This window comes from Streptomyces sp. BL1, assembly GCF_057628045.1.
The window spans coordinates 3,753,166-3,775,032 of sequence record NZ_JBXYWZ010000002.1 but is presented as its reverse complement, the minus strand read 5'-3'; the positions used below and the strand labels follow the sequence as shown (position 1 = coordinate 3,775,032).

Sequence of the window (21,867 nt, the reverse complement as noted above, 5' to 3'; positions counted from 1 at the left end):
CCCTCCTCGGAGGGCGCCCCTTACGCGTCTGTGTGCGGCTGTCTGCCGCCCTGCCCCGGCCTCGTGTGCCGCCGGGGCGTGCGGGGTCAGCGCGAGCGCTTGGCCAGCCGCTCGATGTCCAGCAGGATCACCGCCCGCGCCTCCAGGCGCAGCCAGCCCCGGCCGGCGAAGTCGGCGAGCGCCTTGTTGACCGTCTCGCGGGAGGCGCCGACCAGCTGGGCGAGCTCCTCCTGCGTCAGGTCGTGCACCACGTGGATGCCCTCCTCGGACTGCACGCCGAAGCGCCGCGAGAGGTCGAGCAGCTGCTTCGCCACCCGGCCCGGCACATCGGAGAACACGAGGTCGGACATCGAGTCGTTGGTGCGCCGCAGCCGCCGGGCGATCGCCCGCAGCAGCGCGGAGGCCACCTCGGGCCGGGCGTTCAGCCAGGGCTGGAGGTCGCCGTGCCCGAGACCGAGCAGCTTCACCTCGGTCAGCGCCGACCCCGTGGCCGTACGCGGGCCGGGGTCGAACAGCGACAGTTCGCCGATCAGTTCGCCGGGTCCGAGCACCGCCAGCATGTTCTCCCGGCCGTCCGGGGAGGTGCGGTGCAGCTTCACCTTCCCTTCGGTCACCACGTACAGCCGGTCGCCCGGCTCGCCCTCGTGGAACAGGGTCTCGCCGCGGGCGAGCGTCGTCTCCGTCATGGAGGCACGCAGCTCAGCGGCCTGCTCCTCATCGAGCGCCGCGAAGAGCGGGGCGCGCCGCAGAACGTCGTCCACGAGTTCTCTCCTTGTCGACCTGCCCATGGGTGCGTCGCTCCCATGATGCCGGACGGTAAAACAGTGCGATCAGTCACAAGTTTGACGCACTCGGCCCGGACACCCTAAGGCAGGGGGCCGATCGGGCCGTCGTTTGCCGTCGCACGGGGCGAATGTCGGTGGTCCCCCTTAGTCTTGCCGAGTGTTCAATACCCCGGTGAGCGCACGGAGAAAGGGGCCGGGCGGGTGACGGAGACGGGAGATTCCGCTGTGGGCGAACGCGCCCCCGCGAAACCGGCAACTGGGTCAAAGGCGGCGAAAAGCACCACGAAAAAGAGTGCGGTGACGAAGGCGACAGCGAAGAAGTCCGCAGGCGAGAAGACCGCGACCGGGAAGGCGCCCGCGAAGAAGGCCGCGCCGAAGAAGGCCGCAGCGAAGACCACGGTGAAGAAGTCCGCCGCGAAGCCCGAGTCGCAGCTGACCCGGGTCCGCCGCGCCCGCCGTATCAACCGGGAGCTGGCCGAGGTCTACTACTACGCGCACCCCGAGCTCGACTTCGAGAACTCCTTCGAGCTCCTCGTGGCCACCGTTCTCTCCGCGCAGACCACCGACCTGCGGGTCAACCAGACGACTCCCGCCCTGTTCGCGGCGTATCCGACGCCCGAGGACATGGCGGCGGCCGAGCCGGAGCGGCTGGAGGAGCTGATCCGGCCCACCGGCTTCTTCCGCGCCAAGGCCAAGTCCCTGCTCGGCCTCTCGGCCGGCCTCCGCGACAACTTCGGCGGTGAGGTCCCCGGCACCGTCGACGAGCTGGTCACCCTGCCCGGCGTCGGCCGCAAGACGGCCTTCGTCGTGCTGGGCAACGCCTTCGGCGTGCCGGGCCTGACCGTCGACACCCACTTCGGCCGGCTCGTCCGCCGCTGGAATCTCACCGAGCAGACCGACCCCGACAAGGTCGAGGCCGAGATCGGCGAGCTGCTGCCGAAGAGCGAGTGGACGATGTTCTCGCACCGCACGATCTTCCACGGCCGTCGCGTCTGCCACTCCCGCAAGCCGGCCTGCGGCGCCTGCCCGATCGCCGAGATCTGCCCGGCGTACGGCGAGGGGGAGACCGACCCCGAGAAGGCCAAGAAGCTCCTCAAGTACGAGATGGGCGGTCAGCCGGGGCAGCGCCTCAAGCCCCCGGCCGACTACCCGGGCCGCCCGGCCCCGCCGCTCGGCGGCAACGGAACAGCTGCCAACAGCCCCACCGGGGCCGCCTCATGACGGGTGCCCGTTCCTCCGCGGACGGCGAGGGCACCGTCGAGGTGAACGGCCTCGGTCTGCCCGCCTGGCTGGAGCCCGTCGCCCGGACCGCGCGTACGGTCGAGCCGCGTCAGCTCAGCCGGTTCCTGCCGCCCGAGGACGGAGCGGGCCGTCCCTCCGCCGTCCTCGTCCTCTTCGGCGAGGGCCCGCGAGGGCCCGAACTGCTGTTGATACAGCGGGCGTCCAGCCTCCGCTCGCATGCGGGCCAGCCGTCCTTCCCGGGCGGCGCCCTCGACCCGGAGGACGGCGATCCGCGCGGCGAGGGCCCGATCCGCGCCGCGCTCCGCGAGGCCGAGGAGGAGACCGGCCTCGACCCGTCCGGCGTGCAGGTGTTCGCGGAGCTCCCCGCGCTCTACATCCCCGTCAGCGGCTTCGTCGTGACGCCCGTGCTCGGCTGGTGGCGCAGCCCGTCACCGGTCGCGCCGGTCGATCCGGCGGAAACCGCCCGGGTGTTCACCGTCCCCGTCTCCGAGCTCACCGATCCGGCCCACCGCGCGACGGCCCGTCACCCGTCGGGCCACACCGGCCCGGCGTTCACCGTCGGCGGCGCCCTCGTCTGGGGTTTCACCGCCGGCGTGATCGACCGGATACTTCATCACGCGGGCTGGGAGCGGCCCTGGGACAGGGACAGGACCGTCCCGCTCGACTGGCACGCATGAGACGGTGACTTCCGTGAACGTGCTGGACATACTGCTTCTGCTGGCTGCCGTGTGGTTCGCCGTCGTCGGTTACCGCCAGGGTTTCGTCGTCGGCATCCTGTCGGTCATCGGGTTCCTCGGCGGCGGCCTCGTGGCGATCCTCGGGCTGCCGCTCCTGTGGGGAGAGCTCACCGACGACGCCCCGCCCGGCACCTTCGGCGTCATCGCGGGCGTGGTCATCATCATCGTCTGCGCGTCCGTGGGCCAGGCGTTCACCACCCATCTCGGCAACAAGCTGCGGCAGTTCATCACCTGGTCGCCCGCCCGCGCGCTGGACGCCACCGGCGGCGCGCTGGTCAACGTGCTCGCGATGCTGCTGGTCGCCTGGCTGATCGGCGCGGCCGTCGCCGGTACGTCGCTGCCCACGTTGGGCAAGGCCGTCCGCGGCTCCCAGGTCCTGCAGGGCGTCTCCCGGCTGATGCCCCCTCAGGCCGACACGCTGTTCACGGACTTCTCGTCCGTCCTCGCACAGAACGGCCTCCCGCAGGCCTTCACCCCGTTCTCCAACGAGCCGATCACCGACGTCCGCGCCCCCGACCCGAAGCTCGCCACCGACCCCGTCGCGGCCCGCTCCCAGCGCAGCATCGTCAAGGTGCTGGGGAACGCGCCCAGTTGCGGCAAGGCCCTGGAGGGCACCGGCTTCGTGTTCGGCCGGCAGCGGGTGATGACCAACGCGCACGTCGTCGGCGGCGTGAAGGAGCCCACGGTGCAGATCGGCGGCCAGGGCCGGCGGTACGCGGCGAAGGTCGTGGTGTACGACTGGCGGCGCGACATCGCCGTCCTGGAAGTGCCCGGACTGTCCGCGCCCGCCCTGCGGTTCACCGACTCGGACGCGGGCAGCGGCGACGACGCCATCGTCGCGGGCTTCCCGGAGAACGGCGCGTACGACGTGCGCTCCGCGCGCGTGCGCGGCCGCGTCGAGGCCAACGGCCCGGACATCTACCACCGCGGCACGGTGAAGCGCGACGTCTACTCGCTCTACACGACCATCCGGCAGGGCAACTCGGGCGGCCCGCTGCTCACGCCCGGCGGTGAGGTGTACGGCGTCATCTTCGCCAAGTCCCTGGACGACACCGCGACCGGCTACGCCCTGACAGCGGACGAGGTGCGCAAGGACATCGCACAGGGCCGCACCGCCGACCGTCCGGTCGACAGCCAGAGCTGCGCGATGTGACGTCAGTTGCGCGTATGCCGCAGTTTCGCGCCGAACCACCGCGCCCGGCGCCGCAACAGCCGCGGAATTCCGGGTGCGGACTGCGGGGGGTGGTCACTCCCCGAGCGTTGCGCGGGCACTTGATTCCTCAGAGTGCCGCGATGACGTGCCAGGTCACGGTCGTCGTGCGTCCAGCCCATACAGCGGAATGTGCCCGCACCCCAAGGTCGATAACCACGTCCGACGACGCCAATCGGCCTATGCTCGGGGCACGTTACGGCCAGATGTTCGTCGTACAGCTGGCGGGTTTCCGCCTGTGCGGCTAACGGTCCGGTTCCGGGTCCCGCAGCCAGCTGATCAGCTCTGCCGTGAAGGCTTCCGGGTCCTCTTCGTGCGGCCAGTGTCCCAGCCCGTCGAACAGCCGCCAGCGGTACGGCGCTTCGACGTACTCCCCGGAGCCCGCGGCGCTCCGGGTGCGCAGCACCGGGTCCAGCGAGCCGTGCAGATGCAGCGTCGGCACCCGTACCGGCAGCTTCATCCGCCGGTTGAACTGGATGCCGTCGGGCCGCGCCATGGAGCGCACCATCCAGCGGTACGGCTCGATCGAGCAGTGCGCCGTGGAGGGGATGCACACGGCCCGCTGGTACAGCCGGACCGCCTTGTCGTCGGGCTGGTCGCCGCCGGGCCCGGCCCAGTCCCGGATGAGCTGTCCGGCCAGCGCCCCGTCGTGCGCGACCAGCTGACGCTCCGGCACCCACGGCCGCTGGAATCCCCAGATGTACGAGGAGGCCCGGGTCTGCCGCGGATCGCCGAGCATCGCGGCGCGCCAGCGCCGCGGGTGCGGCATCGAGGACACCGCGAGCCGGCGGATCAGCTTCGGCCGCATCACCGCGGCGGTCCACGCCAGATAGCCGCCGAGGTCGTGCCCGACCAGCGCCGCGTCCGGCTCGCCGAGCGAGCGGATGACACCGGTCACGTCCAGCGCGAGGTTCGCCGGGTCGTAGCCGCGGGGCGTGCGGTCGCTGCCGCCCACCCCGCGCAGGTCCATCGCGACGGCCCGGTATCCCGCTTCGGCGAGCGCCGGAAGCTGGTGCCGCCAGGTCCACCAGAACTGCGGGAACCCGTGCAGCAACAGCACCAGCGGCCCGTCACCCATCTCCGCGATGTGGAAACGCGCTCCGTTCGCCGCCACATCCCGGTGCGTCCAGGGACCTTCCGGGCGGACGACTGTCGCGGAGTTTTCGGGGAGCGTCATACGGTCGAGCGTGACACATGCGCGCCCGACGGAACGTCGGCCCGCCCCTCGGACTTCGGGAGCTCCCCGTTCGAGGCGGCCCGCGGGTGCGGCTTGACGTTCGACAGTACGGACGCCGTCTGCTTGGCCGAGTCGATGGACTTCCGCGGCGGCTCGATCTTCTTGAACTTCCGCACTGCCAGCACCAGCAGGATCAGCGCCAGCAGGATGTAGGCGCCGCCCACGATCAGGAAGGACCAGGCGAGCCCGAGCCCCAGGTTGTGGATGCCGTACGCGGCGGCGAAGCTCAGCACCGGCAGTGAGAAGAGGAGCAGCACTCCCGCCACGATCGCCGCCCCGCTGCCGAACAGCCCTCGCTTGACGTCCTGCCGGATCTCGGCCTTGGCCAGCGCGATCTCGTCGTGCACCAGCGCGGACATCTCTGCCGTGGCCGCGGCGACCAGCTGGCCGAGGCTGCGGCCGTCGTCGGCTGCGCTCATCGCTATCTCCCTCTTCTCTTGACGCCTCGTCACGGACCGCACTCGTACGGGCCCGTAACCCTGGGACACATCAGCATGCCGGATCATCGTCCGTCACGTACCGGCCGGTGGCCACTTCGGCAAGTCTGCGGTGTCATCGCGTACCCGGGACGGCGCACCGCGCGGGCCGGTGCGGAGGAGCCGCGACGGACGAGGGGCACCCGGATGTCCCGGGTGCCCCTCGCCTGCGTACGCGGTGTGCCGCTCGCGGTCAGTCCTCGCTGGACGCCGACGGCAGCTTGTCCTGGATCAGGTCCATCACGGACGAGTCGGTCAGCGTGCTGACGTCGCCCAGCGAGCGGTTCTCCGCGACGTCCCGCAGCAGCCGCCGCATGATCTTCCCGGAGCGGGTCTTCGGCAGCTCCGCGACCGGCAGGATCCGCTTGGGCTTGGCGATCGGGCCGAGGTGCTTGGCGACGTGCGCGCGCAGCTCCTCGACCAGCCCCTCGTCCTCGGCATTGGCGGTGCCGCGCAGGATCACGAAGGCGACGATCGACTGGGTCGTCTGCGGGTCGGTGGCGCCGACGACGGCCGCCTCGGCCACCTTCGGGTGCGAGACCAGCGCGGACTCGACCTCGGTGGTGGCGATGTTGTGGCCGGACACCAGCATCACGTCGTCGACCCGGCCGAGCAGCCAGATGTCGCCGTCGTCGTCCTTCTTGGCGCCGTCGCCCGCGAAGTACCGGTCCTCGAAGCGCGACCAGTACGTGTCGAGGAAGCGCTGGTCGTCGCCCCAGATGGTGCGCAGCATGGACGGCCACGGCTCGGTCAGCACCAGGTAGCCGCCACCGCCGGCGGGCACCTCGTTCGCCTCGTCGTCGACGACCGTGGCCGAGATGCCGGGCAGCGGCGTCTGCGCCGAGCCGGGCTTGGTCTCGGTGACGCCCGGCAGCGGGCTGATCATGATGCCGCCGGTCTCGGTCTGCCACCAGGTGTCGACGATGGGCGTACGGTCGGCGCCGATGTGGTGCCGGTACCAGACCCAGGCCTCCGGGTTGATCGGCTCACCGACGGAGCCCAGGATGCGCAGCGACGACAGGTCGTACTTCGCCGGGATGTCGTCGCCCCACTTCATGCAGGCGCGGATGCCGGTGGGCGCGGTGTAGAGGATGGTGACGCCGTACTTCTGCACGATCTCCCACCAGCGGCCCTTGTGCGGCGAGTCGGGCGTCCCCTCGTACAGCACCTCGGTGGCACCGTTGGCGAGCGGTCCGTACACGATGTACGAGTGCCCGGTCACCCAGCCGACGTCCGCCGTGCACCAGAAGACGTCGGTCTCCGGCTTGAGGTCGAAGACCGCGCTGTGGGTGTAGGCGACCTGCGTGAGGTAGCCGCCGGTGGTGTGCAGGATGCCCTTCGGCTTACCGGTGGTGCCGGAGGTGTAGAGGATGAACAGCGGGTGCTCGGCGTCGAACTGCTCCGGCGTGTGCTGCTCGCTCTGCCGGTCGACGACGTCGTGCCACCACAGGTCGCGCCCGTCGGTCCAGTCGATGTCCTGCTGGCCGGTCCGCTTGACCACCAGCACGTTGCGCACGTCCTCGGTGCCCGGCTTGGTCAGCGCCTCATCGACGGCCGGCTTCAGCGCGCTCGCGGCGCCCTTGCGGTAGCCGCCGTCGGCGGTGATGACGACGCGGGCGTCGGCGTCCTGGATCCGGGCGGCGAGCGCGTCGGCTGAGAAGCCGCCGAACACCACCGAGTGCGGAGCGCCGATACGCGCGCAGGCGAGCATCGCGACGACCGTCTCCGGGATCATCGGCATGTAGATGGCGACCCGGTCGCCGGTCTGCACGCCCAGCTCCGTCAGCGCGTTGGCGGCCTTGGAGACCTCACGCTGGAGGTCCGCGTAGGTGAGGACCCGTGAGTCGCCGGGCTCGCCCTCGAAGTTGACGGCGATCCGGTCGCCGTTGCCCGCCTCGACGTGCCGGTCGACGCAGTTGTACGCGACGTTGAGCTTGCCGTCGGCGAACCACTTGGCGAAGGGCGGGTTCGACCAGTCGAGCGTCTCGGTCGGTTCGGTACCCCAGCTCAGGCGGCGCGCCTGCTCGGCCCAGAAGCCCAGCCGGTCGTTGTTCGCCTGCTCGTACGCCTTCGCCGTGACATTGGCGTGCTCCGCCAGTTCGGCGGGAGGTGCGAACCTCCGCTCCTCCTTGAGCAGATTGGCCAGGCTTTCGTTGCTCACGACATCTCCCATTCCCAGGGCGTCAGTTGTGTCCCGAGCCATAGCTCATCAGCAGGCACGCCCCCGTGACAAGGGCCACTCGGTAAAGAGGTGTAGACCAAAGCCCTTTGCGAAGTGATCAGTTCGCAAAGACTAGGCGGACTCCCGTACGTCGGGGTGCACCGGGACGAAGACCGGCCGCTGCCCGGCGGGCTCCACGGGGGCGGCTCCATCCATCACATAGGCCTGTGCGCTGGCCACATCGAAATACATGCCGTGCAGTTCGAGTGAACCGTCCCGCAGCCGCCGGGCCACACAGTCGTGCGCGCCCAGGTGCTCCAGTTGTTGCACCACGTTGCTCAGGCACAGTTCTTCGATCTCGTCCTTGACGCCACGGTCCGCAAAATGTGGCAGCACGGACCCGGGCAGCCGCAGCCGGTTCAGGCTCGGCCTGCCGTGCCGCAGCCAGCGGCGCAGCGGGGAGCCGCCGTCCTCACCCGTGGACGTGTGCAGCGCCTGCATCGCGCCGCAGCCGGAATGCCCGCACACGGTGATGGACTCGACCCGCAGCACGTCCACGGCGTACTCGATGGCAGCGGCGACCGACTCGTCCCCGGACTCCTCCCCGGGCAGCGGCACCAGGTTGCCCACGTTCCGCACGGTGAACAGGTCGCCCGGCCCACTGGACGTGATCATGCTGGTGACCAGCCGGGAGTCGGCGCAGGTCAGAAAGAGCTGGGAGGGCTGCTGCCCCTCCTCCGCCAGCCGCGCGAGCTCGTCCCGTACGAGCGGTGCCGTGATCCGCTGGAAGTTGCGCACGCCGCCGAGCAGTTGACCCCGGCGCACGGTCTGCGTGTGCGCGTGCGTGTGCTCCGTCTCCGCCGGTGAGGCCTGCGGATACGACTGCACTGTGGGCCCGTGGGGAGCCTGCGGCTTGGTGCACTGGTGATTGCGCCAGGGGATCCACGGCGTGCAGCTGTGCGACGAGGAGGGCTCGGCCAGCCGCTGCCCCCCGCGGTCGGCGATCTCCGCCTGGCCGCCGTTCGCCGTGTGCGCGGCGCGCCAGTCCTGCAGGGTCTCGTACGCCGCGTGATCCATGAACGACCCGTCCAACTCCACCACCGCGCGTGCTCCTTCCGGTACCTGACTCAGCGCCCGGCTCAGCCGCGGCACCGCGAGAAACGTCAACTGGCCGCGCACCCGCAGCCGATGTCCGTCGTCCTGCTCCGTGTGGTGCGTGATGCGCGTACGGGTCAGCCGGCGCAGCGCCGTCGCCACGGCCACGGCGACCCCGAGCGCCACCCCTTCCAGCACGCCGACCAGCACCACGCCGGCGACCGTCACCGCGTACACGAGGAACTCGCGGTTCCTGTGCACGTTCCTGATGTGCGCGTAGCTGACCATCTGGATGCCGACCACCATCACCAGCGCGGCCAGCGAGGCCAGCGGAATCGACTCCAGCGCACCCACCAGGAAGAGCGCCGCCAGTGCCACCCACACGCCGTGCAGCACGGTGGCCGCCCGAGTCCGCGCCCCCGCCCGTACGTTGGCCGAACCGCGCACCGCGCCGCCGGACAGCGGAAGCCCGCCGAGCACCCCGGACACCGCGTTGGCGATGCCCTGCCCGCGCAGCTCCCGGTCGAGATCGGCCCGCGGTACGCCCGGGCCCGGCCGGTCCGCCGCGAGCTTGTCCACGGCGACGGCCGACAGCAGCGACTCCAGGCTGGCGACCAGAGTGACCGTCAATACGGCGGCAGCCAGGCCGAGTACGGGCCCGTGCGGCTCGCCCGGCAGCACGTGGCTGCCCCACGAGGGCAGATGCACCCGCTGTACGTCCGGCAGGGCCACGACCGCGACGGCGGTCGCCACCACCACCGCGACCAGCGCCGCCGGCACCCGCCGGGCCCAGCTGCCCGCCCGCCCCGGCAGCCGCGGCCACACCAGCAGCACCGCGACGGTCAGCGCGCCGACAGCGGCGGCGGCCGGCCGCGGATGCGCCAACTGCCCCGGCAGCGCCAGCAGATTGGCGACCGCGTCCCCCTCGGGCTGCCCGCCGAGCACCACATGGAGCTGGCCCAGCGCGATCGTGATCCCGATACCCGCCAGCGTGCCGTGCACGATCGCGGGACTGACGGCCAGCGCCGTACGGGCCACCCTCAGGACGCCCAGGCCGAGTTGGACGACGCCGGCCAGCACGGTGATGGCGCAGGTGGTGCGCCATCCGTACGTCTGGATCAGCTGGGCCGTCACCACCGTCAGCCCGGCCGAGGGGCCGCTGACCTGGAGCGGTGCGCCGCCCAGCAGGCCGACGACGATCCCGCCGACCGCGGCCCCCACGAGCCCCGCCTGCAGCGGGGCCCCGACGGCGATCGCCAGCCCGAGCGAGAGCGGGATGGCGATGAGAAAGACAGTGACAGAGGCGGACAGGTCCCCCGCGAGCACCGAACGGCGGTCCGCCCGGTGCTCGTCGTCGGGACCGCCCGCTTCCGGGCGCTGCCCGGAGCGGTGCGGGGATTCGGGTCGCGGAGCCCGGCCCGTGGAATGGGCGGGGGTGCGAACAGGGGCACAGGCGGACATCGTGTCTCCTTCGCGGCGGCACGGTGCGTGACCGTCTGGCTACGCTCAAGCATCGGTAAATGAAGAGTAATGCCGCGTAAAGCCCTGGAGAAGTCCGACCCGGCGAATGGGCCCCGTGTTCCGTCCAAGGAGTGAATTCAGGCAGGAAGCGGGGCGTTTCCGCTGACCGCGAGCTCCTCGCGCAGCACGAAGGAGGGGTCGACCTGCGCGGCCAGGTCGGTGCCGGTTCGCTCGTTCGCCCAGCTCTCCGCGTTCCGCAGGTGGAAGTGCACCATCTGGCGCGTGTAGCGCTCCCAGTCGCGCTGCTCGTACGCCTCGTCCGCGGCCTTCCACAGGGTGTGCAGGGCGGCCCCGTTGCCCTCCTCCAGCTCGCCGAACGGCCGCGGCCTGCCCTTCTCCATCGCGCGCACCCAGTCCGAGTGGCCGAAGGTCACCAGCAGGTCGTCGCCGACCTCCTCGCGCAGGAAGTCGACGTCGTCGGCCCCCTGGACCTTGTTGCCGACGACCCGCAGCGGTACGCCGAAGTCCCGCGCGTACTCCTTGTACTGCCGGTACACCGAGACGCCCTTCCGGGTCGGCTCCACCACCAGGAAGGTCATGTCGAAGCGGGTGAACATCCCGGAGGCGAAGGAGTCACTGCCCGCCGTCATGTCGACGACCATGAACTCCTCGCGCCCGTCCACCAGATGGTTGAGGCACAGCTCCACCGCGCCCGTCTTCGAGTGGTAACAGGCCACCCCCAGGTCGGACTCGGTGAACGGCCCCGTCGCCAGCATCCGGACGTCGCCGCCCTCCAGCGGCACGGTGCGGGCGCAGGCGTCGTAGACCGGGTTGTCCTCGGTGATCCGCAGCAGCCGCGAGCCCTCGCCCGGCGGAGTCGTCTTGATCATGGCCTCGGCCGAGGTGATCCGCGGGTTGCTGCCGCGCAGATAGTCCTTGATCAGCGGCAGCCTGGCCCCGAGCGCGGGCAGCTCCGCCGCCTCCTCCTCGTCCAGCCCGAGCGCCGCGCCCAGGTGCTGGTTGATATCGGCGTCCACCGCGAGGACCGGCGCACCCTGCGCCGCGAGCCGGCGGACGAACAGTGCGGACAGCGTGGTCTTTCCGCTGCCACCCTTGCCAACGAAAGCGATTTTCATGAACGAAAGAGTAGTGGCCGAGCACACCCGCCCCGCGAGCATCACCGGTACAAGACCACCCGAACGTGGGTCGCGGCGGCGCCGCCCGGACGGGGTCGTAGGGTCGTACGCATGACGAGCACCGCTGATCCCCTGGCGCCGCTGGGCGCGCTGCCCGGCGTCGCCGACGCCGTCGACTCCGTACGCAAGGCCGTCGACCGCGTCTACGGGCACCGCGTCATGCGCCGCCGCAGCAGCGAGGTGACCGCCGAGGCGGCGCTGCGCGGCTCCCGCGGATCGGCGGCACTGGACGGTGCCGACTGGGCGCTCGAAGAGGTGCGCAGGCGCAGCGACTTCGGCGTCCCCGGCGAACCCCGCACCGTCGGCGCGGCGCTGCGCCTGACGGCCGAGTCCGGTCAACTCCTCGACGTCTGGCGGAAGTCACCGCTGCGCGTACTGGCACGGCTGCACCTGGTTGCCGCCGGCGGCGACGCGGACGAGCAGCGGGTGGGCCGCCCCAGGATCGCCGGTGAGTCCGTGGCCGACGCGGTGCCGGGCCGCGAGTCGTCCGCGCTGCCGGAACTGCCGGACGCCGCCGAGGTGTCGTCCCGCCTGGACGCGCTGGCGCAGATCGTGGTCGACGGCACCGGGGCGCCCGCGCTGGTGCTCGCCGCCGTCGTGCACGGCGAACTGCGCACGCTGCGCCCCTTCGGCTCGTACAACGGGCTGGTGGCGCGTGCGGCGGAGCGCGTGGTGCTGGTCGGCAGCGGGCTCGACCCGAAGTCCATCTGCCCCGCCGAGGTCGGCCACGCGGAGCAGGGGCGCGAGGCGTACGAACAGGCCCTGGCCGGCTACGCGTCCGGCACCGCGGAAGGGATGGCCGAGTGGATCGCCTTCTGCGGCCGCTCGGTCGAGTTCGGCGTCCGGGAGAGCACCGCCGTCTGCGAGGCGATGCAGCGCGGCGCTGCCTGACGTACAGGCCCGCACCTGCCGCGAACGGACCGGTCGCGCACAGAGTTGCGGCGACACCGCCGGACGGTGTCGCCGCTGGCATGTCCACCGGGTTACCAGTGCGTGCTCTTCAATGTGTCCATCAGGTCGGGATCTCTGCCCGTGGCCTGCTGGGACTTGCCCTGTCTGCGGGCTCGGCGTCGCGTGGGTGCCCGGTATTCATGCATCCGGTCCGTGGGGCCTTCTTGCGTACAAACGGGATCTCTCGGATTCCGCCGGTCTCGCGGGCCGTTGAGTCCTTTGTACTGCGTGCGGCGGTGATGTGGAACCCCCTGCCGCAGTTCTTTACTTTTGCCGTCAAAAGACTCCCAAGCGACTGAACCGGCTGAAACGGGCACCGTGCCGGCTCGTGTACCAGACCAGTCCGGCCGCCGCGGCTGCCGCGCCGACCGCCGCGGCGCCCACCGCGAGCGCAGGCCGGGACGGCATCGACAGGTTCGGGATCCGCTGCCGCAGGCGCACCGGCCGGGAGAAGGAGAGCACCGGCCAGTCCCTCGCGAGGGCCTCCTTGCGCAGCGCCCGGTCCGGGTTGACCGCGTGTGGATGGCCCACCGCCTCGAGCATGGGTACGTCGGTTGCGGAGTCGCTGTAGGCGTAGCAGCGGCTCAGGTCGTACCCCTCGGAGACGGCCAGGTCCTCGATCGCCTCGGCCTTCGTCGGCCCGTACGCGTAGTACTCCACTTCGCCGGTGTAGCAGCCGTCCTCGACGACCATCCGGGTCGCCACGACCCGGTCGGCGCCGATCATCTCGCCGATCGGCTCCACCACTTCGGCGCCCGAGGTGGAGACGATGACCACGTCCCGCCCCGCGAGGTGGTGCTGCTCGATGAGCGAGGCGGCCTCGTCGTAGATGATCGGGTCGATGAGCTCGTGAATGGTCTCGGCCACGATCTCCTGCACCTGAGAGACGTTCCAGCCACGGCACAGCGCGGAGAGATACTCGCGCATGCGTTCCATCTGATCGTGGTCGGCTCCGCCGAGCAGATAGACGAACTGGGCGTACGCGGTGCGCAGTACGGCACGGCGATTGATCAGGCCACCCTGGTAGAAGGACTTGCCGAAGGTGAGCGTGCTCGACTTCGCAATGACCGTCTTGTCCAGATCGAAGAACGCGGCTGTCCGGGGCATCGCAACGTTTTCCACGAGGGCGAGCATAGGCGCCAACCATTCGGCGTAAGGTGGGGCGCGTGGGTTTGCCTGAGAAGGCTCTCGGGTACACCATGGAAGTCACGGATCGTTCGCGACCGTGCTAACCCGGTCCGACTCCTCCCCCCCCGAGTCGGCCGTGGAGACGACCCCCGCTCTCCCCCCCGGCGGGGGTCGTCGCATGTCCGGGGGCCTTTTCCCAGTCCGTCGGCCGCGCCGGCGGACTTTTGTGATCTTGATGAACGGTCGCTTCCGACCACTCTGATGCATCACCCAGAGTAATCGCCGTGATGCTCTCCGGAAGTCACCAGGATGGGTGAAGAACTTATTCACACCCTTCGAGTTGTACACAGATTTGGACCTTGATCATCAAGTTTTCCGGCTTCCCCTCACAGTGATTCCCGGCGGTGTCCGCAGCCGTTTGCGGATGCGAGCGAGTCATGTGCGAAGGGGACGTGATCATGGCCGAAACCATTCTGATTGTCACCGAGGACGAGCAACTCCTCGACGATCTCCTCCGGTTGTGCGCTGCGGCAGGAGCCGGGGCCGAGGTGGCGCACGGGGCGCCTGCGGGCCGTGTGAGCTGGGCGAGCTGGAGTGGAGCCGAATCCTGGGAGCGGGCGCCGCTGGTGCTCGTGGGGGACGACTGTGCGGGTTCCGGAGGCTTCGCCGGGCCGTCGGGACCCGACGGCCCGGGCGCGCCGCGCCGGCCCGGAGTGCTGCTCGTCGGCAGGGACCTCGACGACTCCGGCGTGTGGGAGCGCGGCGCCCGGATCGGGGCCGAGGGCGTGGTGGTGCTGCCGGACGCCGAGAGCTGGCTGGCGGGGCGGATCGCGGACGCGGCGGAGGGCGTCGGCAAACCGGCGCTGACCGTCGGGGTCATCGGCGGGCGCGGTGGCGCCGGCGCGTCCACGCTGGCCGGCGCCCTGGCGCTGACCGCGGCCAGGGCGGGGCGGCGCACCGTGCTCATCGACGGCGATCCGCTCGGTGGCGGACTCGACGTGCTGTTCGGCGGGGAGCGGGCCGAGGGGCTGCGCTGGCCGGCGTTCGCCGAGTCGCGGGGCCGCGTCGGCGGCGACGCGCTCGAGGAAGCCCTGCCGAAACTGCACGAGTTGAGCGTGCTCAGCTGGGACCGCGGCGACTGTGCGGTGATCCCCGCGGAGGCGATGAAGACGGTGCTCTCCGCGGCGCGGCGGCGCGACGGGGTGGTCGTCGTCGACCTGCCGCGCCGGGTCGACGACACGGCGGCTGAGGCGCTGGCACAGCTCGACCTGGGGCTTCTCGTGGTGCCCGCGGAGCTGCGCGCGGTGGCGGCGGCACACCGGGTGGCCTCCCGGGTGCGGCTGGTGCTGCGCGACCTGCGCGCCGTGGTGCGGACCCCGGGCGGCCCCGGCGGCGGGCGAGGTTACGGACCCGGGCTGGACGACGCCGAGGTCGCACGGCTGCTGGGCATGCCGCTGGTCGGTGAACTCCCGTGGGAGCCGGGCGTGCTGGACGAGGCGGAGCGAGGCGTGCCGCCGGGCGACAGGGGCGACGGGGCGCTGGCGCGCTTCGCCCGGGAGTTCTGGGCGCAGGCCCTGGGCGGCGCGGAGAGCGGCGGGAGCGTGGCCGCATGACCGCGCGGACGCGGGACATCGAGCGGACGCGGGACACCGTACGGGCACCCGGCGGGGAGCGGCTGCTGGACGCCGTGCGGATCCGGCTCGCGGTCGACGGTGCGGAGCCGACGCCCGCGCGGGTGGCCGAGGCGCTGCGCGCCCAGGGGCGGCTGCTCGGGGACAGCGAAGTGCTGGGCATCGTCCAGGCGTTGCGCTCCGAGCTGGTCGGTACGGGGCCGCTGGAGCCGCTGCTGGCCGAGCCGGAGGTCACGGACGTGCTGGTCACCCGGCCCGACGAGGTGTGGGTCGACCGCGGGCGCGGGCTGGAGCGCAGCTCCGTACGGTTCCGGGACGCGGCCGCCGTGCGACGGCTCGCGCAGCGGCTGGCGACTTCGGCGGGGCGGCGGCTCGACGACGCCAGGCCGTGGGTCGACGCGCGGCTGCCGGACGGTACGAGGCTGCACGCGGTGCTGCCGCCGGTCGCGGTCGGCTCGCCGTGTCTGTCGCTGCGGGTGGTGCGGCCCAGGGCGTTCGGTCTTGCCGAGCTGGTGGCGGCCGGGACCGTGCCGCCCGGCGGGGACGTGCTGCTGCGGGCCCTCCTGGACGCCCGGCTGTCGTTCCTGATCAGCGGAGGTACGGGCTCCGGCAAGACGACGCTGCTGAGCACCCTGCTGGGCCTGGTGGAGCCGGACGAGCGGATCGTCCTCGCGGAGGACTCGGCCGAGCTGCGGCCCGAACACCCGCACGTGGTGCGGCTGGAGACCCGCCCGGCGAACCAGGAGGGCATCGGGCGGGTCGGCCTGGACGATCTGGTCCGGCAGGCGCTGCGGATGCGGCCCGACCGGCTGGTGGTCGGCGAGGTACGGGGGGCCGAAGTGACCACGCTGCTGGCCGCGTTGAACACGGGGCACGAGGGCGGGTGCGGCACTGTTCACGCCAACGCCGCCGCCGATGTGCCCGCACGGCTGGAGGCGCTGGCGACGGCCGCGGGGCTGGACCGGGCCGCGCTGCACAGCCAGGTCGCGGCGGCGCTGCGGGTGCTGGTGCACCTGGTGCGGGACCGGGCAGGGCGGCGGCGGATCGCGGAGATCCACGTCCTGGAGCGCGACGCGGCAGGGCTCGTGACCACGGTGCCCGCGGCCGTGTGGGGCGCGGACGGCTTCGTGGCGGAGCGCGGCTGGGGACGGCTGCGGGAGCTGTGCCGGCGCGGACAGCCGCACGCCGACGCCCTCGGCGAGCCGGACGGTGCCGCTGTCGGTGAGAGGGGCGCGTCATGACGGCGGCAGTCGAACCCGCGCCCGTGTACGCGGCGATGGTGTGCGCCGGAGCCGCGGCCTGGCTGCTGGCCGGCCGCGAGGACGGTGTGCGGAGGGCCAGGGTGATGCTGGCCGGGGCGGACCGGGACGGGCGCCGCGAGCCGTACGGGGCCGCGGTGTGGCGGGAGTTGGCCGCACGCCTCGGGCGGCGTGCGGGCGGCCGGACGGCCCACGCCTGGTGGTGCCTTCCCGCAGGTGCCGTGCTGGGGCTGCTCGGGGAGTCCTGGCTGCCGCTGCTCGCCGGCGTGTGCACGGTGCTGCCCGTACGGAAGTGGCTGCGCCAGAGCGAGTGGCGGCGGGAAGCAGAGCGGCGGGAGGCCGCCGTCGTGGAGCTGTGCGGGGCGGTCGCGGGCGAACTGCGGGCCGGACGGCCCCCGGACGGCGCCCTGTTGGCGGCGGGCGCCTCCGCTGTCCGGGACCTGGGAGCCGGCGGGTCGGTGGTGCTCGCGGCGGCACGGTTCGGCGGGGATGTGCCGGCGGCGCTGCGGCGGGCCGCTCGGACTCCGGGCGCCGAGGGGCTGGGCTGGGTCGCGGGCTGCTGGCAGGTCTCGGTGGAGGACGGCGCGGGCCTCGCGGAGGGCCTGGAGCGGATCTCCGGGGCGCTGTGCGCGGAGCGCGGGCAACGGGCGGAACTGCGGGCGCAGTTGGCGGGGCCGCGCGCCACGGCGGTGGTGCTGGCGCTGCTGCCGCTGTTCGGACTGCTGCTGGGCAGCGGGATGGGCGCCGACCCGCTGCGGGTGCTGCTGCACACCCCTGTGGGCGCGGGCTGTCTGACGGTCGGTGCGTTTCTGGAGTGGGCCGGGCTCGCGTGGGTGGCGCGGCTCGTGCGCTCGGCGGAGGAGGGGCGATGACCGGGACGGGAGCCGGCGCCCTCGCGGGGGTGCCGGCCGGGACGCTGCTGTGGGTGGCGGCGCTGCTGCTGGCCGGGGGCTGTGTGTCCGCCGGAGTGCCGCTGCCGGGACGGAGCGCCCGGCGTGTACGGGGCAGAGCCCGGGCGCTGTGGGAGGGGGCGGACCCTGCGGCGGGGAGGCCCGCGCCACGGCGGACCCGCACGGCGTGGCCGGCCTGGGCCCGGCGCCGGGAGCTGCGGGAGGGAGCCGCGGCACTGGGAGTGCTGGCCTTCGGGGTGGGCGCGCTGGGCGGGGCCGTCGGAGGGCTGGTGGGACTGGCCGGGGCGTACGGCGTGTGGCGGTGGCTGCGTACCCGTACGGGTGGGGGCGAGCGGGCCGCGGGGGCGGCCGAGGAGAGAGCTGCCGCACGGCAACTGCCGCTGGCCGCCGACCTCCTGGCGGCCTGTCTGGCCGCGGGGTCCTCCCCGGGGCGGGCCGCGGAGGCGGTGGGAGGGGCCCTGGACGGGCCGTTGGGGGAGCGCCTGACCCGGGCCGCCACCGAACTGCGGCTCGGCGGCGAACCGGCCGCGGTGTGGGGGCGCTTCGGGGAGCTGCCCGGCAGTGCGGGGCTCGCCCGCTGTATGGAACGGGCCGGGACGACGGGGGTGCCCGCCGTGGAGCCCGTGACCCGGCTCGCCGCCGGGCTGCGGGCGGACAGAGCACGGGAGGGGGCCGAGCGGGCCCGGCGAGCGGCGGTGCTGGTGACGGGGCCGCTGGGGCTGTGCTTTCTGCCGGCCTTCCTGGCGGTGGGAGTGGCGCCGGTGGTGGTGGGACTGGCCGGGGCGCTGCTGTGAGGCAGGAGAGGGGCCGACTCGTGGAGGGAGAGGGAGAGATGGGCGGAGCGAAGGCGCGTGTGACGGCGGCGGTGGCGCTGCGGAGGCTGCGAGCGGCACGGGACGCGGGGATGTCCACCGCCGAGTACGCGGTGGGGACGATCGCGGCCTGCGGGTTCGCGGCGGTGCTCTACAAGATCGTCACGAGCGGTGCGGTCAGCGCGGAGATGCAGCAGCTGATCGAGAGGGCGCTCAGTGCGAAGTTCTGAGAGCTCTGCATCTGTGAGTCCTGCACCTGAGAGTCCTGAATCTGGGAGCCCTGCTGGGAGTCCTGAAATCGGCGAGGGCGGGCCGGCGGACGAGAGTCCGGGGGAGGCGGCGGGGAGGAGTGAACGGGCGGGTGCGGACCGGGGGTTCGTGACGGCGGAGGCCGCCGTGGTGCTGCCCTCGCTGGTGCTGTTGCTGGCGGTCCTGCTGTGGAGCGTGATGGCCGCGGCGGCACGCATCCAGTGCGTGGACGGCGCCCGCGCCGGTGCCCGGGCGGCGGCCAGGGGCGAGGCGCCGGGCGGGGTACGGGCGGCGGTGCTGACGGCGGCACCACGCGGCGCGCGGATCAGCACGGCACGCGAGGGCGACCTCGTACGCGTCGCCGTCCGGGTCAGAACCCCCGGGCCCGGTCCGCTGACGCTCGGGCTGCGGGCGGACGCCGTGGCGATGGCGGAGGACACCGTAGGGGAGGGGGCCGTGGATGACGCGGGAGGGTGAGCGTGGCTCGGCGACCGTGTGGGCGGCGCTGAGCGCGACGGTGCTGTGCGTGGTGCTGGCGGCGGTGCTCGGGCTCGGCCAGGCGGTCGCCGCCCGGCACCGGGCGGGCGGCGCGGCCGACTTGGCGGCCCTGGCCGCGGCGGACCGCGCCCTGGAAGGGGCGGGACCGGCGTGCGCGGCGGCCCGCACGGTCGCCTCGGCCCAGGAAGCGCGCCTGCTGCGGTGCGGGGTGCGGGGCACGGTCGCGGATGTGTCGGTGAGCGTACGGGCGGGACCTTACGCGCCCTCGGTCCGCTCCCGTGCGGGGCCGCCGGGGACGGCGGAGGGAAGCACCCGTGCAGGGCGCGGGGGAGCGGTCGGGCAGCGGCCGACCCGGCTCACGGGGCGGACTTGAGGAGGGTGGTGAGGAGGCGGATCGCGCCGCGTTTGTGGAGCGGATCGTTGCCGTTGCCGCACTTGGGCGACTGGATGCACGAGGGGCAGCCCGCCTCGCACTCGCAGGCGGCGATCGCGTCGCGGGTGGCTGTCAGCCAGTCGCGCGCGGTGTGGAAGGCGCGTTCGGCGAAGCCCGCCCCGCCGGGCTGGCCGTCGTAGACGAACACCGTCGGCAGGAGGGTGTCGGAATGCAGGGGGACGGAGACGCCGCCGATGTCCCAGCGGTCGCAGGTGGCGAAGAGCGGAAGCAGGCCGATCGCGGCGTGCTCCGCGGCGTGCAGGGCGCCGGGCAGCACCTCGGGGTTGATCCGGCCGTCGTCGAGCTGGTCCTCGGTGACGGTCCACCAGACGGCGCGGGTGCGCAGCGTGCGGGGCGGGAGGTCGAGCTTGGTCTCGCCGAGGACCTCGCCGGTGATGATGCGGCGGCGCAGATAGGAGACGACCTGGCTGGTGACCTCGACCGTGCCGTAGCAGAGCCGGCCCTCGCCCCAGGGGACTTCGGACTCGGTCTCCAGGACGGAGACGGAGGTGGTGTCCCGCGCCATCGTCGTCCAGGGCGGGTTGGACTCCTCGACGAGGGCGGCGGAGTCGTCCAGGTCCAGGTGCTGGACGACGTAGGTGCGGCCCTGGTGGAGGTGGACGGCTCCCTCGTGGACGGTGCTGTGGGCCGCCGAGGCGTCGACGGTGCCCATCAGCCGTCCGGTGCCGGCTTCGACGACCTGGACGGGCCGGCCGCCGGAGCCGCGGATGTCGACGAGGTCGGCGGCGCTGTCCTTGCGGGTCCAGTACCAGGCGCGGCCCCGGCGGCGCAGCAGCCTGCGCTCTTCGAGCTGTCCGAGGAGCTCCGTGCAGGCGGGGCCGAAGAGCGTGAAGTCGGCTTCGGTGAGCGGGAGTTCGGCTGCGGCCGCGCACAGGTGCGGCGCGAGGACATACGGGTTGTCCGGGTCGAGGACGGTCGATTCGACGGGCCGCCGGAAGAGGGCTTCCGGGTGGTGCACGAGGAAGGTGTCCAGCGGGTCGTCCCGGGCGACGAGGATCGCGAGGGCACCCTCTCCGGTGCGGCCGGCCCGCCCGGCCTGCTGCCAGAGGGAGGCCCGGGTGCCGGGATAGCCCGTGATGATCACCGCGTCGAGGCCTGACACGTCGACGCCGAGTTCGAGGGCGTTCGTGGCCGACAGGCCGAGGAGTTCCCCGGTGTGCAGGGCGCGTTCCAGGGCGCGCCGTTCCTCGGGGAGGTAGCCGCCGCGGTAGGCGGCTATCCGGGAGGAGAGCCGGCGGTCGACGGCGGCGAGCCGGTCCTGGGCGATGACGGAGACGAGTTCGGCGCCCCGCCGGGAGCGTACGAAGTCGACGGTGCGCACGCCCTGGAGCGCCAGGTCGGTGAGCAGTTCCGCCGATTCGGCGGTGGCGGTGCGGCGTACGGGGGCTCCGCGTTCGCCCTCGAGTTCGGTCAGCGGCGGCTCCCACAGGGCGAACACCAGCTCGCCGCGGGGCGAGGTGTCCTCGGTGACGCCGGTGACGGGCACCCCGGTGAGCCGCTCCGCGGACTCGCCGGGGTCGGCCGAGGTGGCGGAGGCGAGCAGGAAGACCGGATCGGCACCGTACTTGGCGCAGATCCTGCGCAGCCGCCGGATCACCTGGGCGACGTGCGAGCCGAACACGCCGCGGTACGTGTGGCATTCGTCGATGACGACGTAGCGCAGGGCGCGCAGGAAGGAGGACCAGCGGGCGTGCCGGGGCAGGATGCCGCGGTGCAGCATGTCCGGGTTGGTGAGGACGTAGTTGGCGAACAGCCGTACCCATTCGCGTTCTTCGGGCGGTGTGTCGCCGTCGAAGAGGGCCGGACGGACGGCGTCCCCGAGCGGCGCGGCCAGTTCGGTGACGGCCCGTCGCTGGTCGGCGGCGAGCGCTTTGGTCGGCGCGAGGTAGAGCGCGGTGGCGCCGCGTTTGTTCGCTGCGCGAGAACCTTCGTCGAGCGCGTGCAGCACCGGCAGCTGGTAGGCGAGGGACTTGCCGGACGCGGTGCCGGTCGCGATGACCACCGATTCGCCGTCCAGGGCGTGTTCGACTGCCTGCGCCTGGTGTTCCCAGGGCAGTTCGATGCCGGTGGCCCGTACGGCGTCGATCACTTCCGGCCGGATCCGGTCCGGCCAGTCGGCATGGCGCCCCTGTCGCGGGGGCAAGTGCTCCGTATGGGTGACACGGGCAGCGCGATCCGCCCCCGCGGTGAGCCGGCCGAGAACCGCGCGGGGATCGCTGTGGGAGACCTTGCGGGATGGCACAGCACGTGAGCGTACGCTCGTTGACCGTGCACTCTGTCCGTCGGCGTTCCCCGTTCCCCGGCGCCGCGCTGACACTCAGGGTGTCACTGGCGTGACGGACAATGGCCGCAAGGCGTCGTGCGAGCAGGCGTG

The 21,867-nt window shown here is 72.6% G+C and carries 19 protein-coding genes; 11 read left to right on the top strand and 8 right to left on the bottom strand.

Going from position 1 to position 21,867, the window contains the following annotated elements; genetic code table 11:
* Positions 1 to 86: 86 nt before the first annotated feature.
* A complete protein-coding gene (locus AC3AGO_RS16655; protein ID WP_345747449.1) occupies positions 87 to 761 on the bottom strand; it encodes a Crp/Fnr family transcriptional regulator in 675 nt (224 codons plus the stop codon).
* Positions 762 to 1,010: 249 nt separating this feature from the next.
* Between AC3AGO_RS16655 and nth the strand changes: the two genes are divergently transcribed.
* Genes nth through AC3AGO_RS16640 form a run of 3 tightly spaced genes read left to right on the top strand, consistent with a single transcriptional unit; the run spans position 1,011 to position 3,917 of the window.
* Positions 1,011 to 2,006, top strand: a complete 996-nt coding sequence (gene nth / locus AC3AGO_RS16650) for an endonuclease III (protein WP_487824685.1) — start codon at positions 1,011 to 1,013, stop codon at positions 2,004 to 2,006.
* On the top strand, positions 2,003 to 2,704 hold the full coding sequence (locus AC3AGO_RS16645; RefSeq protein WP_487820993.1) for an NUDIX hydrolase: 702 nt from the start codon (positions 2,003 to 2,005) through the stop codon (positions 2,702 to 2,704). The genes nth and AC3AGO_RS16645 overlap by 4 nt, the downstream gene beginning before the upstream one ends.
* Before the next feature lie 13 nt (positions 2,705 to 2,717).
* Positions 2,718 to 3,917, top strand: coding sequence for a MarP family serine protease (locus AC3AGO_RS16640; RefSeq protein ID WP_487824684.1), 1,200 nt, complete (start codon positions 2,718 to 2,720; stop codon positions 3,915 to 3,917).
* A 301-nt stretch (positions 3,918 to 4,218) separates the two neighbouring features.
* On the opposite strand, the gene AC3AGO_RS16635 is transcribed toward AC3AGO_RS16640, so the two are convergent.
* The 5 genes from AC3AGO_RS16635 to AC3AGO_RS16615 all read right to left on the bottom strand — a co-directional run bounded on the left by AC3AGO_RS16635 (position 4,219) and on the right by AC3AGO_RS16615 (position 11,540).
* Complete coding sequence (locus AC3AGO_RS16635; protein WP_487820992.1) at positions 4,219 to 5,151, bottom strand: alpha/beta fold hydrolase; 933 nt, start codon at positions 5,149 to 5,151, stop codon at positions 4,219 to 4,221.
* Positions 5,148 to 5,630: a phage holin family protein gene (locus AC3AGO_RS16630; RefSeq protein WP_487820991.1), complete on the bottom strand. Its 483-nt coding sequence runs from the start codon at positions 5,628 to 5,630 to the stop codon at positions 5,148 to 5,150. Before AC3AGO_RS16630 ends, AC3AGO_RS16635 begins: the two co-directional genes overlap by 4 nt.
* Before the next feature lie 250 nt (positions 5,631 to 5,880).
* Positions 5,881 to 7,848: an acetate--CoA ligase gene (gene acs / locus AC3AGO_RS16625; protein WP_487820990.1), complete on the bottom strand. Its 1,968-nt coding sequence runs from the start codon at positions 7,846 to 7,848 to the stop codon at positions 5,881 to 5,883.
* A 132-nt stretch (positions 7,849 to 7,980) separates the two neighbouring features.
* On the bottom strand, positions 7,981 to 10,404 hold the full coding sequence (locus AC3AGO_RS16620) for a SulP family inorganic anion transporter (RefSeq protein WP_487820989.1): 2,424 nt from the start codon (positions 10,402 to 10,404) through the stop codon (positions 7,981 to 7,983).
* A 137-nt stretch (positions 10,405 to 10,541) separates the two neighbouring features.
* Entirely contained in the window at positions 10,542 to 11,540 is a 999-nt protein-coding gene (locus tag AC3AGO_RS16615; RefSeq protein ID WP_487820988.1) for an ATP-binding protein, read from the bottom strand.
* Positions 11,541 to 11,651: 111 nt separating this feature from the next.
* Between AC3AGO_RS16615 and AC3AGO_RS16610 the strand changes: the two genes are divergently transcribed.
* Positions 11,652 to 12,491 (top strand): Fic family protein, encoded by an 840-nt coding sequence (locus tag AC3AGO_RS16610; RefSeq protein ID WP_487820987.1) that lies wholly within the window; start codon positions 11,652 to 11,654, stop codon positions 12,489 to 12,491.
* A 336-nt stretch (positions 12,492 to 12,827) separates the two neighbouring features.
* Here AC3AGO_RS16610 and AC3AGO_RS16605 read toward each other — a convergent pair whose 3' ends face one another.
* Complete coding sequence (locus AC3AGO_RS16605) at positions 12,828 to 13,685, bottom strand: HAD family hydrolase (protein ID WP_487820986.1); 858 nt, start codon at positions 13,683 to 13,685, stop codon at positions 12,828 to 12,830.
* A gap of 452 nt (positions 13,686 to 14,137) precedes the next feature.
* Here AC3AGO_RS16605 and ssd point away from each other — a divergent pair, with 452 nt between their 5' ends.
* From ssd to AC3AGO_RS16570, 7 genes are all read left to right on the top strand, one after another.
* A complete protein-coding gene (ssd, locus tag AC3AGO_RS16600) occupies positions 14,138 to 15,292 on the top strand; it encodes a septum site-determining protein Ssd (RefSeq protein WP_487820985.1) in 1,155 nt (384 codons plus the stop codon).
* On the top strand, positions 15,289 to 16,551 hold the full coding sequence (locus AC3AGO_RS16595; protein ID WP_487820984.1) for a TadA family conjugal transfer-associated ATPase: 1,263 nt from the start codon (positions 15,289 to 15,291) through the stop codon (positions 16,549 to 16,551). The genes ssd and AC3AGO_RS16595 overlap by 4 nt, the downstream gene beginning before the upstream one ends.
* On the top strand, positions 16,548 to 17,441 hold the full coding sequence (locus AC3AGO_RS16590) for a type II secretion system F family protein (RefSeq protein WP_487820983.1): 894 nt from the start codon (positions 16,548 to 16,550) through the stop codon (positions 17,439 to 17,441). The genes AC3AGO_RS16595 and AC3AGO_RS16590 overlap by 4 nt, the downstream gene beginning before the upstream one ends.
* Positions 17,438 to 18,274 carry a type II secretion system F family protein gene (locus AC3AGO_RS16585; RefSeq protein WP_487820982.1) on the top strand — a complete coding sequence of 279 codons (837 nt, stop codon included), beginning with the start codon at positions 17,438 to 17,440 and terminating at the stop codon, positions 18,272 to 18,274. Before AC3AGO_RS16590 ends, AC3AGO_RS16585 begins: the two co-directional genes overlap by 4 nt.
* 38 nt (positions 18,275 to 18,312) lie before the next feature.
* The gene (locus AC3AGO_RS16580; protein WP_487820981.1) at positions 18,313 to 18,522 is read left to right on the top strand and encodes a DUF4244 domain-containing protein; all 210 of its coding nucleotides are present in this window, start codon (positions 18,313 to 18,315) and stop codon (positions 18,520 to 18,522) included.
* Positions 18,523 to 18,670: 148 nt separating this feature from the next.
* Positions 18,671 to 19,018, top strand: a complete 348-nt coding sequence (locus AC3AGO_RS16575) for a TadE family type IV pilus minor pilin (RefSeq protein ID WP_487820980.1) — start codon at positions 18,671 to 18,673, stop codon at positions 19,016 to 19,018.
* Complete coding sequence (locus AC3AGO_RS16570) at positions 19,002 to 19,412, top strand: Rv3654c family TadE-like protein (RefSeq protein WP_487820979.1); 411 nt, start codon at positions 19,002 to 19,004, stop codon at positions 19,410 to 19,412. The genes AC3AGO_RS16575 and AC3AGO_RS16570 overlap by 17 nt, the downstream gene beginning before the upstream one ends.
* On the opposite strand, the gene AC3AGO_RS16565 is transcribed toward AC3AGO_RS16570, so the two are convergent.
* Positions 19,396 to 21,735 (bottom strand): DEAD/DEAH box helicase, encoded by a 2,340-nt coding sequence (locus AC3AGO_RS16565; RefSeq protein WP_487820978.1) that lies wholly within the window; start codon positions 21,733 to 21,735, stop codon positions 19,396 to 19,398. The genes AC3AGO_RS16570 and AC3AGO_RS16565 overlap by 17 nt on opposite strands.
* Between the last annotated feature and the right edge of the window lie 132 nt (positions 21,736 to 21,867).

What these genes read in the sequence shown, in the direction of transcription:
- AC3AGO_RS16645 (WP_487820993.1), top strand. Translation starts at nt 2,003, where the DNA reads ATGACGGGTGCCCGTTCCTCCGCGGACGGCGAGGGCACCGTCGAGGTG.
- AC3AGO_RS16635 (WP_487820992.1), bottom strand. Translation starts at nt 5,151, where the DNA reads ATGACGCTCCCCGAAAACTCCGCGACAGTCGTCCGCCCGGAAGGTCCC.
- AC3AGO_RS16630 (WP_487820991.1), bottom strand. Translation starts at nt 5,630, where the DNA reads ATGAGCGCAGCCGACGACGGCCGCAGCCTCGGCCAGCTGGTCGCCGCG.
- AC3AGO_RS16620 (WP_487820989.1), bottom strand. Translation starts at nt 10,404, where the DNA reads ATGTCCGCCTGTGCCCCTGTTCGCACCCCCGCCCATTCCACGGGCCGG.
- AC3AGO_RS16615 (WP_487820988.1), bottom strand. Translation starts at nt 11,540, where the DNA reads ATGAAAATCGCTTTCGTTGGCAAGGGTGGCAGCGGAAAGACCACGCTG.
- AC3AGO_RS16610 (WP_487820987.1), top strand. Translation starts at nt 11,652, where the DNA reads ATGACGAGCACCGCTGATCCCCTGGCGCCGCTGGGCGCGCTGCCCGGC.
- AC3AGO_RS16605 (WP_487820986.1), bottom strand. Translation starts at nt 13,685, where the DNA reads ATGCTCGCCCTCGTGGAAAACGTTGCGATGCCCCGGACAGCCGCGTTC.
- ssd (WP_487820985.1), top strand. Translation starts at nt 14,138, where the DNA reads ATGGCCGAAACCATTCTGATTGTCACCGAGGACGAGCAACTCCTCGAC.
- AC3AGO_RS16595 (WP_487820984.1), top strand. Translation starts at nt 15,289, where the DNA reads ATGACCGCGCGGACGCGGGACATCGAGCGGACGCGGGACACCGTACGG.
- AC3AGO_RS16590 (WP_487820983.1), top strand. Translation starts at nt 16,548, where the DNA reads ATGACGGCGGCAGTCGAACCCGCGCCCGTGTACGCGGCGATGGTGTGC.
- AC3AGO_RS16585 (WP_487820982.1), top strand. Translation starts at nt 17,438, where the DNA reads ATGACCGGGACGGGAGCCGGCGCCCTCGCGGGGGTGCCGGCCGGGACG.
- AC3AGO_RS16580 (WP_487820981.1), top strand. Translation starts at nt 18,313, where the DNA reads ATGGGCGGAGCGAAGGCGCGTGTGACGGCGGCGGTGGCGCTGCGGAGG.
- AC3AGO_RS16570 (WP_487820979.1), top strand. Translation starts at nt 19,002, where the DNA reads ATGACGCGGGAGGGTGAGCGTGGCTCGGCGACCGTGTGGGCGGCGCTG.